The sequence below is a fragment of the Sneathiella sp. genome (assembly GCF_002694385.1).
In the GTDB taxonomy this organism is placed as follows: domain Bacteria; phylum Pseudomonadota; class Alphaproteobacteria; order Sneathiellales; family Sneathiellaceae; genus Sneathiella.
This window is the reverse complement of the sequence record NZ_NZMB01000012.1, coordinates 296,527-312,459: the sequence shown is the minus strand read 5'-3', so window position 1 is coordinate 312,459 and position 15,933 is coordinate 296,527. Positions and strand designations below refer to the sequence as shown.

General features: G+C 57.8%; 14 protein-coding genes. 10 read left to right on the top strand and 4 right to left on the bottom strand.

Annotated elements, in window-relative coordinates; genetic code table 11:
- Window positions 1-75: 75 nt before the first annotated feature.
- From purU to CMN55_RS08215, 3 genes are all read right to left on the bottom strand, one after another.
- Window positions 76-960, bottom strand: coding sequence for a formyltetrahydrofolate deformylase (purU, locus tag CMN55_RS08225; protein WP_293949278.1), 885 nt, complete (start codon window positions 958-960; stop codon window positions 76-78).
- A 281-nt stretch (window positions 961-1,241) separates the two neighbouring features.
- Window positions 1,242-2,969 carry an N-acyl-D-amino-acid deacylase family protein gene (locus CMN55_RS08220; protein WP_293949276.1) on the bottom strand — a complete coding sequence of 576 codons (1,728 nt, stop codon included), beginning with the start codon at window positions 2,967-2,969 and terminating at the stop codon, window positions 1,242-1,244.
- A 35-nt stretch (window positions 2,970-3,004) separates the two neighbouring features.
- A complete protein-coding gene (locus tag CMN55_RS08215; RefSeq protein WP_293949274.1) occupies window positions 3,005-4,180 on the bottom strand; it encodes a thiolase C-terminal domain-containing protein in 1,176 nt (391 codons plus the stop codon).
- Between the two features lie 209 nt (window positions 4,181-4,389).
- On the opposite strand from CMN55_RS08215, the gene dctP reads away from it, so the two are divergent.
- From dctP to CMN55_RS08195, 4 genes are all read left to right on the top strand, one after another.
- Window positions 4,390-5,493 (top strand): TRAP transporter substrate-binding protein DctP, encoded by a 1,104-nt coding sequence (dctP, locus tag CMN55_RS08210; RefSeq protein WP_293949272.1) that lies wholly within the window; start codon window positions 4,390-4,392, stop codon window positions 5,491-5,493.
- A gap of 74 nt (window positions 5,494-5,567) precedes the next feature.
- Window positions 5,568-6,089, top strand: a complete 522-nt coding sequence (locus CMN55_RS08205; RefSeq protein ID WP_293949270.1) for a TRAP transporter small permease subunit — start codon at window positions 5,568-5,570, stop codon at window positions 6,087-6,089.
- Window positions 6,090-7,394 (top strand): TRAP transporter large permease, encoded by a 1,305-nt coding sequence (locus CMN55_RS08200; protein ID WP_293949268.1) that lies wholly within the window; start codon window positions 6,090-6,092, stop codon window positions 7,392-7,394.
- Between the two features lie 26 nt (window positions 7,395-7,420).
- Entirely contained in the window at window positions 7,421-7,840 is a 420-nt protein-coding gene (locus CMN55_RS08195; RefSeq protein ID WP_293949267.1) for a Zn-ribbon domain-containing OB-fold protein, read from the top strand.
- A 27-nt stretch (window positions 7,841-7,867) separates the two neighbouring features.
- Here CMN55_RS08195 and CMN55_RS08190 read toward each other — a convergent pair whose 3' ends face one another.
- On the bottom strand, window positions 7,868-8,662 hold the full coding sequence (locus CMN55_RS08190; protein ID WP_293949265.1) for an IclR family transcriptional regulator domain-containing protein: 795 nt from the start codon (window positions 8,660-8,662) through the stop codon (window positions 7,868-7,870).
- A 378-nt stretch (window positions 8,663-9,040) separates the two neighbouring features.
- Here CMN55_RS08190 and CMN55_RS08185 point away from each other — a divergent pair, with 378 nt between their 5' ends.
- From CMN55_RS08185 to CMN55_RS08160, 6 genes are read left to right on the top strand one after another with little or no spacing between them, the layout of a single operon-like run.
- Entirely contained in the window at window positions 9,041-10,210 is a 1,170-nt protein-coding gene (locus CMN55_RS08185; RefSeq protein WP_293949263.1) for a thiolase C-terminal domain-containing protein, read from the top strand.
- Window positions 10,210-10,629: a Zn-ribbon domain-containing OB-fold protein gene (locus tag CMN55_RS08180; RefSeq protein ID WP_293949261.1), complete on the top strand. Its 420-nt coding sequence runs from the start codon at window positions 10,210-10,212 to the stop codon at window positions 10,627-10,629. Before CMN55_RS08185 ends, CMN55_RS08180 begins: the two co-directional genes overlap by 1 nt.
- A 3-nt stretch (window positions 10,630-10,632) precedes the next feature.
- Entirely contained in the window at window positions 10,633-12,279 is a 1,647-nt protein-coding gene (locus CMN55_RS08175) for an AMP-binding protein (RefSeq protein ID WP_293949259.1), read from the top strand.
- A 31-nt stretch (window positions 12,280-12,310) separates the two neighbouring features.
- Window positions 12,311-13,954 (top strand): AMP-binding protein, encoded by a 1,644-nt coding sequence (locus tag CMN55_RS08170; protein ID WP_293949258.1) that lies wholly within the window; start codon window positions 12,311-12,313, stop codon window positions 13,952-13,954.
- Window positions 13,955-14,005: 51 nt separating this feature from the next.
- Window positions 14,006-14,755 (top strand): enoyl-CoA hydratase/isomerase family protein, encoded by a 750-nt coding sequence (locus CMN55_RS08165; protein ID WP_293949256.1) that lies wholly within the window; start codon window positions 14,006-14,008, stop codon window positions 14,753-14,755.
- A gap of 35 nt (window positions 14,756-14,790) precedes the next feature.
- Complete coding sequence (locus CMN55_RS08160; RefSeq protein WP_293949255.1) at window positions 14,791-15,894, top strand: NAD-dependent epimerase/dehydratase family protein; 1,104 nt, start codon at window positions 14,791-14,793, stop codon at window positions 15,892-15,894.
- Window positions 15,895-15,933: the final 39 nt, after the last annotated feature.

Here is a 15,933-nt window from a genome sequence, read left to right as displayed (position 1 = left end):
GGTTATTCGCCCCATACCTACGAAGAATTGGCGGTTACGTCAAAGAAAGAGTGCCTGGCAGGGGGCCGTCTGGGCTCAGCCCATCCGTTCGGAGGCATAGCTGCCCGGACTTGCCGGGAAAACGACGGTCTTGTTGCCATTGATAAACACCCGCCGGTGAATATGCGCATGGATGGCGCGGGACAGGACCTGGCTTTCCACATCGCGGCCGAGGCTGACGTAATCGGCCGGGCTTTGCGCATGGCTGACGCGGATGATGTCCTGTTCGATGATCGGCCCTTCGTCAAGGTCTCCGGTCACGTAATGGGAGGTGGCGCCGATCAGCTTGACGCCCCGCTCAAACGCCTGCTTGTAAGGGTTCGCGCCCTTGAAGCTCGGCAGGAAGGAATGATGGATATTGATGATGCGGCCCGGCATTTTGCGGCACATGTCATCGGACAGGATCTGCATGTAACGGGCGAGCACGATGAGTTCCGCGCCGGTTTCCTCAACCACCGCCATCTGCGCGGCTTCGGCTTCCGCCTTGTTCTCCTTCGTGACCCGGATGAGATGGAAGGGGATATCATGATTGACCACCAGCTTCTGGTAATCGAGATGGTTGGAGATGACCGCCACGATATCAATGGGCAGCGCGCCGATACGCCAGCGGTACAGCAGGTCGTTCAGGCAATGGCCGAAGCGCGATACCATGATGACGACCTTCATTTTCTCCGCCTCGTCATGGAAATCATATTCCATTTTGAAGCTGTCGCCGATGACGGAAAAGCCGTCCTGCAACGCGGCGAGGCTCGCGCCCGTCTCGCTCTGGAAGCTGATACGCATGAAGAAATTGCCGGTTTCCTGATCGTCGAACTGGGCGCTGTCGGTGATGTTGCATCCATTGTCCGCAAGAAAGCCGGAAATGGCCGCAACGATGCCGCGCGTCGTCCGGCATTTGACGGTAAGGGCAAAGGTCTGCATTTCCGTTGGACTTTCCTCATGCCGGTTTCATGCAATTCGACCGGTCTTGTTTCATGACAGGGGCCGGGGTGACGGGCATCCCGGCGGGCAGCGCCGAATCTCCTACCCTATTCATGGCAAAGGATCAAGCCGCACCGATCAGGACAACAGATAACAGCAATGGGTTAAGAATACCCAAAGATCGGGGCCTGACCGGAATAGCGGATAAAAAAGGCCGCCGCAAATGCAAACGGCATAAGAGCAGATGTTCTCACGCCGTGGTGTCTGCGACGGGTGTTCCGTCAGGCGGAGAGAGCGGGCGCGTCCTGCGCGCCGCGGACCAGGCGGCCGGGCAGCCGACCCGTGGGCTCCCCGTTCCGATAAGTGATTTCACCGGCAACGAGAGTGGCCGCATAGCCATCGGCCCGCTGCACAAGGCGGCCGCTGCCAAGCGGCAGGTCGTAACACATCTCTGGCCGATGAAGCTTCAGGGCGTCGAGATCAATGACATTGATATCGGCGCGGTAGCCTGTCGCGATGACGCCGCGATCATGTAAATGCATCGCCCGGGCATTATCATGGGACAGGCTCTTGATGATCTGGCCGATGGGAATATGCCCCTCCGTCTTTTCGTTGGCCCAGTGTTGCAGCATGAAAGTCTGGCCGCTGGCATCGCAGATGATGCCCACATGCGCGCCGCCATCGCCAAGGCCGAACAGCGTGTTCGGATGCTTCAGCATTGCTTCGACGGCCTTCAGATTCTTGTCGGCGAAATTAAGGGCCGGGGCGTAGAAGACATTCTCCCCGCCCTTCTCGATCAGCAGGTCATAGGCCAGCTCCGCCAGCGGCATACCCTTCTGCGCGGCAAGGGACGCGAGGCTGTCCTTCGGCTTTGGCGAATAATCGAAGCCATCTTTCATCAGATAGATATTCGCGAGGTCAACCAGCGAGCGGTTGATGACGGAATCGGCGGCATCGGCCGGGAATTCACTGATAATCTTGCGGCGGATCGCCGGATCGTGCATTTTTTCAAGTCGCTCGTCTGCCGGAAGGTCCTTGATCGCCACATAGCTTGGCGAGAAGGAGAAGAAATTATAATGCAGCTTGTGACCCAGCAGCAGGCCGATGGGACGGCAATAGACTTGCGGCATGATCTCGACGCCCGCTTCATTGGCCTCTGCGGTAAGTTCGAGGATTTTCTGCCATAAGGTCGGGGTGGCGCTGCGTTGCGAGAGCGAGAAAGTCATGGGCACGCCCGACTTTTCCGTCACCCGGCGCAGCATGGCGAAATCGGTCTCGGCCTCCGTGAATTCGGTGATGAACTGCAGCAGCCCCTTTTTTGAATTGCGGATACCGCCCGCGATGGCCATAAGCTCGCTTTCGGAAGCGGAAATGCCGGGCATCAGATTCTGGTCGCTGGAGCGGTGGTTGAGACTGCGGGAGGTGGAGAAACCCATCGCGCCCGCTTCCATCGCCTCCGAGACAATGTTGGACATTTTCGCAAGATCATCGGCGTTGGCCGGTTCCCGATTGAGGCCGCGCTGCCCCATGGTATAGACACGCAGCGGCGCGTGGGGGATATAGGCGCCGATGTCCATGTCATATTGTCGCGCGCCCAGGAAATCGAGAAATTCGGGGAAGGATTCCCATTTCCACGGGATCCCCTCCGCCATCACCACGCCGGGGATATCCTCCACCCCTTCCATCAGACGGATGAGATTGTCATGGTCGTCCGGGCGGCAGGGCGCGAAACCGACCCCGCAGTTGCCCATGACCGCCGTCGTCACGCCATGGGCGGAGGAGGGGGTCAGCCGTTCCGCCCAGGTAGCCTGCGCGTCATAATGCGTATGGATGTCGACGAAACCGGGCGTGACCAGCTTGCCGCTGGCATCAATGATCTCATCGGCGGTTCCGTCAACCGTGCCGACGGACGCAATTTTCCCGTCCAGAATGGCGACATCGGCCTGAAAGGGTTCTCCGCCGCGCCCATCCGCGACAGATCCGTTTCGGATGATGATATCATAATGCATGTGACAATCTCCTTTATATGCCCGGCTGACTTCTTCTAGTTTGGTTCGCTGCCGAGAATGGTTGCGCTGGACGGTGTGACCGGCGCGGCCGTGACAAGGCACACTTTGGCGTCCTTGACCTGCGACGTCGAGATACCGCGAACCTGTTTCACGCCCTCGACCAGCAGGTTGAGGCCATGGACATAGGCCTCCGACAACAGGCCGCCCGATGTGTTGATGGGCAGAGACCCGCCCGCATCAATGTTGCCGTCATCTATATAGGCGCCAGCCTCACCCTCCCCGCAGAAGCCGAACGCTTCCAGCGTCGTGAAGACGCTGCCGCTGAAGGCATCATAAATCTGGGCGACATCCACATCATCGCGGTTCACCCCGGCCTTGGCGAACAGCTCATTGGCGAGGCCGCGCTGCGGCCCGAGGGAGAAGATATCGTCGGGCATATTGTAATTGCCGAAGTTGCCGGTGCCCCAGCGGCCATCGCCGCCCTGCCCGACGGAGAGGACATGCGCCGGTTTGCCCTTGAGATCAGCGGCCCGTTCCCGGGTGGTGACGATCAGGGCGCAGGCGCCATCCGTTTCCAGGCAGCAGTCATAAACGCGATACGGTTCGGCGATCATGCGGCCGTTGAGATAGGTTTCCAGGTCAAGCGGCTTGTTATACATCACGGCATTGGGATTCCGGTTTGCATTGGCCCGGCAGGCGAGAGGGACCCGCGCGAGCTGCTCTTCTTCAAGCTGATACAGGTGCACATATCGGCGAAAAGTCATGGCCGCCTGACCTGGCGGAGAAAAAAGCCCGTAAGGGGAGGAAAACTTCTGATGCGCGCTCCATTCGTGGAACTGTCCGTAGCGGAATTGCTGCCCCTGACACAGCGCCCGCAGGACGACGACATAATTGGCAGAGCCGTTTTCGACGGCGGCCACCGCATTGGAAAGAGAGGCGCAGGCGCCGCCGCCGCCGCCGCCCCAGACCATGGAGGCAAGACGAAGCTGCTTGATGCCGAGCGTCACCTCAAGCCGGGCGGGATCGTTCCGGTCATCGGAATGGGCCGCGAATCCGTCAATTTCACTGAGCGGCAGACCGGCGTCCTCCGCCGCCGCCATGATGGCTTTGCAGGCAAGGCTGAACTCGCTTTCCTCCGTCACGGTTCCCCAGCGCCGATAAGGGGTTTCCCCGATGCCGACGATACATGCGCGATTGTTATTATTGACCATTAAGCTTCCTCGCTACTGCCCTGTTTCCGGAATTCCGGTACATCAGGATTTTATCATTTGTGTTCATTTGTTGAACAGTTATTTCATCTGTTGACTATACGCGCAATGATATGGAATAATCAACATGTTTGGTAGCAAAATTACCATTCGGAATAATTCTGACGGCAGCCGATAGGGTCCGCCCACAAAAAATAAAGGGAGAAACACACATGAAAATGTCGAAGCTCATTGTCGGCGCGTTGGGGCTTGTCGCCGTCATCGCGACCGGCGCCCCGGCCACAAGCCAGGCAAAGGAGACGCTTGTTTACGCAAACTACGTCTCGGAAATCTACACGACCTCCCAGGGGGACATCTGGTTCATGGATGAGGTCGAGAAACGCAGCAATGGCGAAATCGTTTTCGAACGCTATTTCAGCAGCTCGCTGCTGAACGGTCCGGACCTGTATCCGGGTCTGTCACGCGGCGCGGCGGATGTTGTCGCAGGGGTGCCGAGTGCCTATAACCGCAATGATTACCCCCTGTCGAATGTGACCCTGCCGTTCATCACAAATGACAGCGATGCCGTCACCGGCGCCTTCACGGAGCTTTTCTATACCAATGACGCGTTGCGTAAAGAATATGAAAGCCGCAATGCACGGGTGCTCTATGCGCGGGGCTATTCTGTCAACACGATCTATTCCCGTCTGCCGATTACCAAGGCGGAAGACTATAACGGCCTGAAAATTCGCGCTGTTCTCTCCATCGCCGATACGGTGAAGGCGCTGGGGGCAACGCCGGTCTCGGTGCCCTATCCGGAAGCCCTCGAAGGCATGGCGCGCGGTGTTGTTGACGCCATGACGGCCTCCCCCTTTGATTCGTCCGTCAAGGGCGGCCTTGCGGAAGCGTCTAAATACGGTTCTGACGGCGGGCGCATGGGTGTTTACGCCATCAATATCGTTGCCATCAACCTGGATCGCTGGAACAAGCTCAGCCCGGAACATCAGAAAATTCTGACGGACGTCGCCGAGGAAATGATTGTTCACTACAACAAGATGCGCCAGGACGAGGTGCGCCAGAATGCGCTTCAGCTGTGTGAAATCGCCGCCAAGGAAGGCGCTGTGAAGATCCACCTCTTTGATGACGCCGAAGCCGCGAAAGTGCGTGATCTTGCCTATGACAAGATTAAAGATGGCTGGATTGAGTGGGCCTCCAAGACCGCCAATGTCGATGCCAGCAAGGTACTGGATGACTACATCGCGCTCATCCGCAAGCATGAAGCCACCTCAACCTATAAAAACGGTTGGGAAATTTATCAGGAAGAGTGCGGCTCCTGACGCATCCGGATAACATAAATCGCGAAAGAGGCATTCTGTCTCTTTCGCATTTTGGCATCTAACAGGGGCTGAACATGCTGATACGAATAGTGGAGTTCATCGAACGCTTCCTTCTTCGGCTGGGCGTGGCGAGTGGTTTTCTGACGCTGCTGACCATGCTGATCATTGTGGCGGATGTTGTGGGCCGTGGCTTTTTCAACAAGCCGATCCCCGGAGGGAACGAACTTGCCGTGCTGATCATGGTCGGCCTCATTTTTCTCGGAATGGCCGCGGCGCAGCAGAAGAAGCATAATTTTTCCATTGATCTGGTGACGGGATTCCTCCCGCCCGGGCCGCTGCGCGTGGCCAATTTCATTGCAACCGCGGTGTCAACGGCTGTCTGCGGCCTGCTGGCCTGGCTGACCATCGATATCGCGCACGCCATGACCTTGAGCGGTGAATCCAGCTATGGCGTTATCGCTTTCCCGATCTGGCCGTCGCGTATCATTCTGGCGATCGGTCTCGTCTGCCTGACTTTACAGTTTTTCTTCGATTTTCTTCGTGCGGCCGGAGTTCTGCCGGAAAAGCCGGACGAAGAAGAGAAAGCGAGTATCTAGATGGATCCTGTGCTTATTGGTACCCTGCTGGTCAGCATGATGTTGATCCTGCTGTTGTCGGGTATTTCGATTGCCATTGCTCTTGGAACGACGGGGCTTGTCGGCATCCTTGCAATGCGTCCCTGGGGCGCCGCAGAATATCTGATCGCCAATTTCCCCTATTCCTTCACGGCGCATTTCTCTTTCACTGTCCTGCCGTTGTTCCTGTTCATGGGATATATGGCCTTTTCAGCCAATCTCTCGCAACGGGCGTTTGAGGCGGGCCAGCGCTGGCTCGGCCATATCCCCGGCGGCCTCGCCATGGCGACGATTTTCGGCTGCGCCGCCTTTTCGGCGGTGTGCGGCTCCAGCGTCGCGACGGCCTCGACAATGGCGCGGGTGGCGTTGCCTGAAATGATAAAGCGGGGATATCAATATTCCCTGGCTGGCGGGTCCATCGCGGCAGGCGGGACGCTCGGCGTTCTGATCCCGCCAAGTGGCATTCTGGTGATCTATTCCTTCATCACCGAAGTATCGCTGGTCAAGCTGTTTGTTGCCGCCATTGTGCCCGGCATCATGACGGCGATCATCTATATGATTGGCATCTATATCTGGGTCAAGATGAAGCCCGAGCTGGCCGGAATGGACAGGGACAGGGTGCAGGCCGCCGCCTGGAAAGAACGGTTTGTCGCCCTCGGCCGGTCATGGGAAGTCATGGTGCTGTTCGCAGTTGTCATGGGGTCCATTTACCTTGGCATCGCCACAGCGACGGAAGCGGCGGCACTTGGCGCCTTTCTCAGCCTGATCATGGTGGCGGCGCGCAAGAATGCGTGGCGGAACATTAAGGAAGGCCTCTGGGAGACCGGGACCGCCACTTCGGCGATATTCCTGCTGATTATCGGTGCCGGACTGTTCAGCCTTGCCCTCAATATGTCCCAGTTGCCGACTGTGGTTGCCGATTACATCGTGCATATGGATTTGCCGACCTATGCGGTTTTTGGCCTGATCATTCTGATTTATCTGGTGCTGGGTGCGCTGGTTGACGGCATTTCCATGATCCTGATCACCATGCCGATCGTCTTTCCGATCATTCTCCAGCTTGGCTATGATCCCATCTGGTTCGGCATCATCGTGGTGAAAGCCGTTGAGCTTGGCTGTATCACGCCGCCGGTTGGGATCAATGTTTTCGTGGTCAAGGGCAGTGTGCCGCAGGCGCCGCTCGGGGAAATCTTCAAGGGCTGCCTTCCGTTTGTTCTGATGGAGCTGCTGATCATCGTGCTGCTGATCACATTCCCTGAAATCGCCATGTTCCTGGTTGGGAATTAAATTGAAAAGATAAGGATAAAAATAACATGCAGTATATGCCAGATGCCGTACCGGGGCCGGAGCCGTCATTCGACGATGCGACCTACTGGGCCAATTGCACGGAGAAAAAACTGACATTCCAGCAGTGCGGAAGCTGTAAAGCATTCCGGCATCCGCCGGGCCCCTTCTGCCCCAAATGCCAGTCGGACAAGATTGACTGGGTGGCGGCGCCGGAGGAAGCCAAGCTGTTCAGCTTTACATTTATCTATCATCCGGCGCATGAGGCGGTCCGCGGGCGAATTCCTTATAATGTCGCGGTTGTCAGCTTTCCGACGCTTGGCGGGGTGCGGCTGATCACCAACATCGTCGATGCGGACCCGGGGGATCTTGAAATCGGCATGACGGTCCGTCTTGTCTGGGGCAAATCCGGCAATGGCCAGACCATTCCCCTGTTCAAAAAGGGATAAGACGCGAGAGGATACGCTGGGCGCGCATCAGCCGTAGTTTTTGCTGATCAGCTCGCTAAGCGTATCCGCCGTTTCCTTGAGAGCGGGGAGCAGCGTTTCAACGCCCTTTTCCAGGGACATGGCGCTGATCAGGAAAGAGGTGCTGAGGCTGGCGAAAACCTCCCCGCCGCAGAAGACGGGTACGCTGAAACCGGTGATCAGCCCCGATCCCGAAGAGCTGGAGCTGTTAAAGTCCGGGTCGGGAATGGCGTATCCCTTTTGCCGGACGTCTTCCAGCATTTTCTGAACACCGGCCGGATCGTTGCGGGCGGCGGCATTGACCGACCGGCTGGAGGCGGCCAGGGTGGCGAGAAGCTTTTCCTGCTTTGCCGGTGTGCAGAAAGCGAGATAGGCGCGCCCCAATGAGGTGAGCAGCAGGGGCGCGCGGACGCCCGCCTGATGGTTGATCGCCATGATATTATATTCACGGCTTGTCTCCACAATCATCATCTCATGCCCATCGAGAATGGCAAGGTCAGAGGGCCAGCCAATCCGTTCGCGAAACGCCAGCATGGTCGGGGAGGCAAGCTGTGAAAGCTGGCGCTTTTCATCAAATCCCCGGCTTAACAAAAGTGTTTTGCCGGTCGGCCTGTACATCCCGCTTTGCTCATCGCGCGTGACATATCCTTCATGCATCAATGTCTCCAGCATACGGAGCACGGTGGAGCGATGAAGTTTCGAGAGCTTGTGAATCTGCTTGATGGACGCAAAATCGAGGTCATTTACGATCCGCAGCACCGTCAGGGCCCTGACAACTGAAGTTACCGGTTCAAATGAGGCCATGATCTCTCCATCCAGTCATACTGCGCAGGGTCCACTCTCGGCGGGCGGGCCCACACGATGTCTCCCTCTCACAAGAATGCCCGCGACGGCATGAAATTCCGACCGGCGGGCGGGTTACGGGGGACAGCCTGACAGAACCTCTATAGCGGGTACGACATCAAGGCTGTTTCACCGAAAGCATTATCACATATCGCATTGCGGCATAAATATCCACAAAAAGTAACGACCGGCAGTTTAGCACAAAGTGTTCATTACATGAATATATTTTTCATATATTGACATAAATAATGGCCTGTGAAATGATCCGGGACAGCTTGAATGACAATCAAAAAGAGTGCGGGAGGCGCGGTGCCTTACTGTGCTGAAAGATGAGGAATTGTGGGTGATACAGTTAATGCCAAATCCCACGCCTGTATCGTCGGTATCGGGGAGACGGAGTATACGCGGCGCGGCGGTATCCAGGGCAAAAGCGAACTGGCGCTGGCCTGTGAGGCCGTTATCAAGGCGGCGCAGGATGCCGGAATCTCCCTTGAAGAAATCGACGGCCTCGCTTCCTATGCGAATGATGAGAGCGTTCCCTGGCTGATGCAGGAGGCGCTGGGCCTGCCCGATCTGCGGTCCGCTACCATGGCCTGGGGTGGCGGCGGTGGCGGGTGTTATGCCTCTATCGCGCAGGCAGCGGCGGCCGTCGAGTCCGGGGCGGCTGATTATGTCGCGGTTTTCCGCTCCCTTTGCCAGGGACAGCGGAAACGCTTCGGGCAGGGCTATGCGGTGCCGCACAGTCCGGGGTTCCTCGACCCGTTCGGCATGTTCGCCCCGCCCTTCATGCTGGCCCCACTCGCCCAGCGCTACAAGCATGATTTCGGTATCCGGGAAGAGCAGGTGGCGGAAATTGCCCTCAATGCGCGGGAGAATGCGGCGCGCAATCCGCGCGCCGTTTTCAAGGATCGCCCGCTCGATCTTGAAACCTATCTTAATTCGCGCATGGTGGCCGATCCGTTCCGCCTTTATGACTGTTGTCAGGAAAATGACGGGGCCTGCGCCCTGATCATTACGACCCGTGAACGGGCCCGTGATCTGGACGGCCCGGTGATCCGCATTCTCGCCTCCGGTCAGGGATCGGAACCCGGATGGGGTTCCGGCGGGCTCGGCTCGCACAACATGCCGCTGGAGGATTACCGCGCCGGGGGCGGCAGCAGCCTGTCAAAGCGTCTTTACGCGAAGGCCGGTATTACGCCCGATGATGTGGATACGGCGCAGTTTTATGACCATTTTTCCTATTTCGTGCTGATGAATCTGGAAAGCTACGGCTTTTGCGGGCGCGGCGAGGCGGGGGATTTCGTTGCCGAAGGAAACATCCGCTGGAAGGGCGGAAAACTGCCGATCAACACATCCGGCGGCCATATGTCGGAGGCCTATATCCATGGCCTCAATCTGGCGGTGGAAGGGGTGCGGCAGCTGCGCGGCACCTCAACATCGCAGGTGACGGACGCGGGCCTTTGCCTTCTGGCCAACACAGCATCGGCCGCCATCCTGGGGAGAGAATAATGAGCAGATATCTGCCGACGCCGCCACCCAACCCGCCGATGGAGGCCGTGCCCTTCTGGGACTGGTGCCGCAAGCGGGAACTGCGGTTCCAGCAATGCAGCAACTGCGGACGGTGCCGCCATCATCCGGCGCCCTATTGCCGGTTTTGCACGTCCGATCAATGCCAGTGGGTGCCCGCGCCGGAGGAGGCGGAACTGTTCAGCTATACCGTTATTCATAATGCGGTCAGTGAAGCGTTGAAAGCTTACGTCCCTTACAACATTGCCGTTGTCGCCTTTCCGAGCCTCGGGGTCCGGCTGATCAGTAACGTGATTGACCTGGAACCGTCCGAGCTGCGTATTGGCATGCCGCTGCGCCTGACATGGCAGGAGTGCGACGACGGGACGCCCTTGCCCCTGTTTCTTGGAAAGAATGGTTAAATCATGAAGCGACAGAGAATTCTGGACGTTCCGAAAGACGCCCGCACGCTGGGGAATATCGTCCGTCATAAAGCGCAGAAAAATGGCGATAAAACCTACCTTCGCTTTGGTGAGCGGGAAATTTCCTATCGCGAATTTCATGAAATCACCAACCGCCTGGCGCATGGATTGCAAAATATCGGCATTAAGGCCGGGCAGCATATTGCCTTCATGATGGATAACAAGCCGGAGCAGCTTCTGCTTTATTTTGCCATTGGCAAGATGGGCGGGGTCAGCATTCCGGTGAACAGCGCGGCCAAGGGCGAGCTGTTTGTCTATTATCTGAACCAGTCGGATTCCGTTGTCCTGATTTCCGATGCCGGGCTGATTGATCGCTTTCAGGCGATTGAGGCGCAATGTCCGAATATCACGAAGGTCATTCTTCTGAATGAAGCCGGGGGCGCGGCGGATCTGTCGGTCGGCGCGGCGCTGCAGGCGGAGGTATATGACTACCAGTCCCTGCTCGACGCCCCGGCGGAGGATTTACCGGATGATATCGCCCGCATCAGCGATTTTGCCATCATGATGTATACGTCCGGCACGACCGGCCCGTCGAAGGGCAATATGGTGCCGCACGGGCGGCTGATCTGCGGCGCGATCGACCATGTGGAGATTTTCGGCTATCAGCCGGAGGATGTGCTCTATACCTGCCTGCCGCTGTTTCATGGCAATGCGCTCAACACCTCGGCCATTCCGGCGCTGGTGGCGGATGCCACCCTCGTCATCTCGCCGCGCTTTTCCGCGAGCCGTTTCTGGGATGAGATCCGGGAGTATGGCGTGACCGCCTTCAGCCTGCTGGGCGCCATGGTCAATTTCCTCTGGGCGCAGCCGGAAAGCCCGCGCGACAAGGACAACAAGGTGCGTCTTTGCATGATGGTGCCGGTGCCCGACTTCGCCCGCGCGTTCGAGAAGCGCTATGATCTCAAGGTTACATCGGTCTATGCGCTGTCGGATTACGGTTTTATCACCCTTCTCAGCCCGGAACATCCGCCCGCAAAATGGAAATCTGCGGGCCTCGCGGCGACCGGCATGGTGATCTCCATCCGCGATGACGATGACAATGCGCTGCCCGCCAATACGCCTGGCGAAATCTGCGCCCGCTGCGATGTGCCGTGGATTACGTCGCTTGGCTATTACAAGATGCCGGAGGCGACGGTCGCGGCAAACCGCAACCAGTGGTTCCATACCGGAGATCGCGGCTATCTCGATGAAGACGGCTATATCTATTTCGTCGATCGCAAGAAGGATGCGATCCGGCGGCGGGGCGAGAATATCTCCTCCTATGAGGTGGAGCAGATCGTTCTTGGGCACGCGGCGGTGGAAGACGTCGCGGCCTACGCCGTCCGTTCGGAAATGAGCGAGGATGAAGTGATGGTCAGCGTCACCTGCAAGGAAGGCATGACGCTCGACCCCGCCGATCTGATCCGGCATTGCGCGGCGAACATGGCCTATTTCATGGTGCCGCGTTACGTCGAAATTCTGCCGGAGCTGCCGCGAACGATGACGGAAAAGGTCGAAAAATACAAACTCAAGCAAAGTGCGCAGGAACGGCTTGATGATATCTGGGATCGGGAAGCGGCGGGCATCATCGTTAATCGTCACACAAACTAGTCTGAAGCAGGAACAGGGGAGGCCGCGCGCCATGAAAAGATTACGCGATGCAAATATTCCAGCAGATGCCCGAACATTGGGCGGCGTCCTGCGTCACAAGGCGGAGAAGAATGGCGACAAAACCTTTCTGAAATTCCTGGATCGGGAATATTCCTATCGGGAAATTCAGGAGATCAGCAACCGCCTTGCCCGGTCGTTACAGGAAGGCGGCCTTGAAAAGGGCCAGCATGTGGCCTTCATGATTGATAACAAGCCGGAGTTGCTGTTTCTCTATTTTGCCGTGGCCAAGGTTGGCGGGGTTTGCGTTCCTGTAAATACGGCGGCAAAGGGCGAGCTGTTCACCTATTATCTGACGCAATCGGATTCGACCGTTCTGATTTCCGATAGTGGCCTCGTGGATCGGTTTCTCACCGTCCAGGATCAATGCCCGGATATTGGCAAGCTGATTATTGTCGATGACGGGCGTCCGGCAAGCGACGCGATCCGCGCCGCCCTGCGCCCGGAAATTGCCGAGTATGAAGATCTGCTGAAAGCGTCGGCCGAAGATTTGCCCGGCGATATCGTGCGGAGCCGGGATCTTGCCTTTCTGCTCTATACCTCCGGCACGACAGGCCCGTCGAAGGGCAATATGGAACCCCATGAAATGATGGTGTCCGGGTCACTCGATCACGTGGAATATTTCGGCTATCAGCCGGAGGATGTGCTCTATACCTGTCTGCCGCTCTTCCATGGCAACGCCCTCAATACCTGCGCCCTGCCGGCCCTGATTGCCGATGCGACGCTGGTTGTCTCCCCCCGCTTTTCCGCCAGCAGTTTCTGGCAGGAAGTGCGCGATAATGGCGTCACCCAGTTCAATCTTCTGGGAGCAATGGCGAATATTATCTGGGCGCAGCCGGAAAGCCCGGAGGACAAGGACAACAAGGCCCGCATGTGCATGATGGTGCCGGTGCCCGATTTCGCGCGCGAGTTCGAGAAGCGGTATGGCCTCAAGGTCACCTCGGTCTATGCGCTGACGGATTTTGGCGGCGTGACCTTCCTAAGTCCCGAACATCCGCCCGCTAAATGGAAATCCGCCGGTCAGGTGCGCGATAATATGACGATTGCCATCCTCGATGATGATGATTACCCGCAGGCTCCCGGCGTGCCCGGAGAAATATGCGTGCGCTGCGATGTGCCCTGGGTGACGGCGCAGGGCTACTACAAAAAGCCGGAAGCGACCGCGGAGGCGCGGCGGAATCTCTGGTTTCATACGGGGGATCGTGGCTATCTCGACGAAGATGGTTTTCTCTATTTCGTTGACCGCAAAAAGGATGCCATCCGGCGGCGAGGGGAGAATATCTCCTCTTATGAGGTAGAGCAGATTATCCTCGGCCACCCGGCGGTGGAGGATGTGGCCGCCTATGCCGTCAGTTCCGAGATGAGCGAAGATGAAGTCATGGTCAGTGTTGAATGCAAGAAGGGTCATGACCTCAGTCATGAAGAGCTGATCCGCCATTGCGCGGCCAACATGGCTTACTTTATGGTGCCCCGTTATGTGGAGTTTGTCCCCGCCCTGCCAAGAACAATGACGGAAAAGGTCGAGAAGTATAAGCTCAAGCAAAGTGCGCAAGGAAGGCTCGACCAGATCTGGGACCGGGAGGAGGCCGGGATCGTGGTCAATCGCCATACCAACTGATCCGGATGGACTTTGGCGCCGCATTGCGGGTAGGGAACAAGGTGAAGAACGATGATTGAAAAGCAGGTTGAAAATGGGCAAATGCTCATCATCATTAATCAGCCGGAAAAGCATAATGCAATCAATCGGGCGATGTGGCAGCAGCTTTTTGATTGCCTCCTCGAAGCGCAGGCGCGGGATGATGTCAAGCTGGTGATCTTGCGCGGCGCGGGCGGGCGGGCCTTTTGCTCCGGCGGCGATATCACTGAATATGAAGGGTTTTTCGAAGATGTTACGGACGCAGAAGACGCCGTTGTAGGGATTCATGATGTGTCCGCCCTGCTGCGGGCGCTTCCCATTCCGACGATCGCCGCCATATCGGGGCACTGCGTCGGAGCGGGCGTTGTGATAGCGGCGGCCTGTGATTTTCGCCTGTGCACGAAATCCTCCCATTTCGCGGTAACGGCGATAAAACGCGGGCTGCCCTATCCGGCACCGGCGGCGGGAGATCTGATCGCCCTCGTCGGGCTTTCGATGACGCGCGCCATTCTGCTGCGGGGCAAGGATTTGAGCGCGGTAACGGCACAGGCCATCGGCCTTGTGGATGAGCTGGTCGAGGATGACGGATTTGACGCGGGCCTTGCCAGGTTTGCGGCGGAGATCATGTCGCAAAGCAATGCGGCCTATTCCTTCGTGAAAAAATCCATCGCCCACGCCCTGCAATTGGTTGAGGAAAATAAAGAAATGCAGGCGCTTAACCTCAAAGCCCTTGCGAGCGACGGCTTCCGGGCCTCAACGCGGAGTTTTCTCGGCAAGGGTTGAGGATCGCCGCAGACTAGACAATGGAGAAGGAAAGCATGAAAGCCTTGTTGATAGGGGGGACCGGCCCGACGGGTCGGTTTCTCATTAAGGGACTTCTAGACCGCGGTTATGAGGTCGCCATGCTCAACCGCGGCGGCCGGGATGACAGCCATATCCCGGCGGAGGTTGAACGGATCAAGGCGGACCCGCATTTTGCGGAATCGCTCGCCCCGGCGCTGGAAGGGCGGCGCTTCGATGTTGTTATCGGCGCCTATGGCCGGATAAAAATTGTCGCTGACGTTGTGACGCCGTTGACGGATCGTCTGATCACCATCGGCGGGATGGCGATTTTCCGGGGCTTTGCTCATCCCGCATCCGTCTTTCCGACCGGTGCGACCATCCCGCTCAGTGAGACAACGCCGCTCCTCCGATCGCCTGAAGATCATCCCTTCGGCTATAAGATGCTTGAGGCCGAGCGGCATGTCATGTCGCATCATGGCAAGGACTGCAATGTCAGCCATTTCCGCTATCCGCTGATTTACGGGGAGGGGCAGGTTCTGCCCATTCGTTTCTGGTGGTTTCTCCAGCGCGCCCTCGACAAGCGCCGCCGCGTGGCGTTGCCGGACGGCGGGCTGACGATTATCAGCAACGGATTTGCGGAGAATATGGCGCATGCCGTCCTGCTCGGCGTTGATAAGCCGGAGGCGTCGGCGGGCAAGTTCTATAACTGCGCCGATCAGCGCCAGTTCACCCTCGCGCAGATCGGCGAGGTGCTGTTTGATGCCGTGGGCGAGAAGATGGAGATCGTCTCCGTGCCCGATGCCGTCGCGTCCCACGCCCGGGTCTTGCAGGTCTTTAATGACGAGGATTACCACCGCATGTTCGATACCTTCCCGTTGCAGCACGATCTTGGCTATCGCGATAATGTCGATCCGCTGGAAGGGCTGCGCCGCACGGTCGAGTGGTATATGAAAAATCCGCCGGCCGAAAGCGTCGCGGCGGAAGTGCGCGCGCAATATGCCATCGAGGATGCCCTGATCGCCCTGCAGGATGAAGCGTTTGAAAAAATGAAGCAGCTCGATCATCACGAGCCCGAATATGTTCACGGCTATGCACATCCTAAGAAAATGGGCGAGACGCGCGATCATCGCGGGCGCTAAGTCGAGTTTTCCAGAGTGACTAGCTGCCGCCGCGTCAGT